This is a genomic window from Phytoactinopolyspora endophytica (assembly GCF_004138495.1).
GTDB lineage: Bacteria > Actinomycetota > Actinomycetes > Jiangellales > Jiangellaceae > Phytoactinopolyspora > Phytoactinopolyspora endophytica.
The window spans coordinates 135,505-137,259 of record NZ_ML142858.1 but is presented as its reverse complement, the minus strand read 5'-3'; the positions used below and the strand labels follow the sequence as shown (position 1 = coordinate 137,259).

Genomic DNA, 1,755 nt, shown 5'->3' with positions numbered 1-1,755 from the left:
GACTACCTGGTGCTCGGTTGTGACTCGCTGCTGGAGTTCGAAGGCGACATGTACGGCAAGCCCGCCGACGCCGCGGACGCCACCAGGCGGTGGCACAACATGCGCGGGAAGACCGGCGTCCTGCACACCGGACACTGGCTCGTGGACGTGCGTCCCACCGGCTCCGGCGGCACCGGACGAGCCATCGGCTCGACGGCCTCCACCACCGTCCGCTTTGCCGACCTGACCGACACCGAGATCGACGCCTACGTTGCCTCCGGCGAGCCGTTGCGAGTGGCGGGTGCCTTCACCATCGACAGCCTGGGCGGACCGTTCGTCACCACGATGGAAGGCGACCACCACAACGTCGTCGGTCTCTCCCTGCCGCTGCTGCGCAACCTGCTTGGCGACCTCGGCGTCTCCATCATCAACCTCTGGCGCTGAGCTCCGGGCGTCGCATATCGCTATACGGGCGGAACGCCGTGGCGGCGCTCGGAGAAGGTCCTGTCCTTGCGCGCCGCGGCCGCGAACCTTGCCACCAGCTCGTCGCGGACCTGCTCGGGTTCGACGATCGCGTCGATGACCAGGTCAGAAGCTAGCCGCAGGATGTCGATGTCCGCCTCGTACTCCTGCCGGAGACCCTCCACATAGGCAGCTCGCTCCGCCTCGTCCTCAATAGCCGCGATCTTGTTGAAATAGACCGCGTTGATCGCCGCCTCCGGGCCCATGACGGCGATCTTCGCCGTCGGCAACGCCAGGCACGCGTCGGGTCCGAACCCGGGACCGCACATCGCGTACAGCCCAGCGCCATAGGCCTTGCGGATGATCACCGACACCGTGGGCACGGTGGCTTCGGCGACCGCGGTGATCATCTTGGCGCCGTGCCGGATGATGCCGTCGCGCTCGACCGCGGAGCCGATCATGAATCCCGGCACGTCCGCGAGATAGACGAGCGGGATGTTGTACGCGTCGCACATCCAGATGAACCTGGCCGCCTTGTCCGCGGAGTCGACGAACAGTACGCCGCCCTTCACCGCCGGCTGGTTGGCGACGACCCCGACCACTTGACCTTCCAGGAGGCCGAGCCCGACGACGAGCTCCGGCGCGAACAAGGGCTTCACTTCGAAGAACGAGTCCGCGTCCAGCACCGCGTCGATGACGTCGTGAATGTCGTAGCCGGCCGCTTCATCCTCCGGGACCAGATCGCGACCGAAGGACTGGGCGGACAAGGCCGCCGCGTACGACGGCGGGTCCGAGCGCCAGGAGCCAGGCAGGTAGGAGAAGAACGTCTTGGCCTGCTCGATCGCGTCGGCGTCGTCGGCGGCCAGGTTGTCCCCGCAGCCGGAGACGGTGGCGTGCATCCGGGCGCCGCCCATCGCCTCGAGCGTCACGCGCTCGCCCACCACCATCTCCGCCATCCGCGGTGAGCCGAGGTACATCGAGGCGTTGCCGTCCACCATGATGACGACGTCGCAGAACGACGGGATGTAGGCGCCGCCGGCGGCACTGGGGCCGAAGAGACAGCAGATCTGCGGCACCTTGCCGGACAGCGCCACCTGGTTGTGGAAGATCCGGCCGGCGCCGCGCCGGCCAGGGAACAGCTCGACCTGGTCGGTGATCCGTGCGCCGCCCGAGTCGACGAACCAGAAGACCGGCAGTTCGTCTTTCAGCGCCAGCTCGGTGACCCGCACGATCTTCTCCACAGTGCGCGCGCCCCAGGAGCCGGCCTTGACCGTCGGGTCGTTCGCCACGACCAACGCCGCGCGGCCGTCCACC

At 68.1% G+C, this 1,755-nt stretch carries 2 protein-coding genes; one reads left to right on the top strand and one right to left on the bottom strand.

Going from position 1 to position 1,755, the window contains the following annotated elements; genetic code table 11:
- Positions 1 to 423: Maf family protein (locus ELR45_RS41105; RefSeq protein ID WP_240759891.1), on the top strand; the 423-nt coding region annotated here is incomplete at its 5' end.
- 20 nt (positions 424 to 443) lie between these two features.
- On the opposite strand, the gene ELR45_RS19625 is transcribed toward ELR45_RS41105, so the two are convergent.
- On the bottom strand, positions 444 to 1,755 hold a 1,312-nt coding region (locus ELR45_RS19625), incomplete at its 5' end, for an acyl-CoA carboxylase subunit beta (protein WP_205856894.1).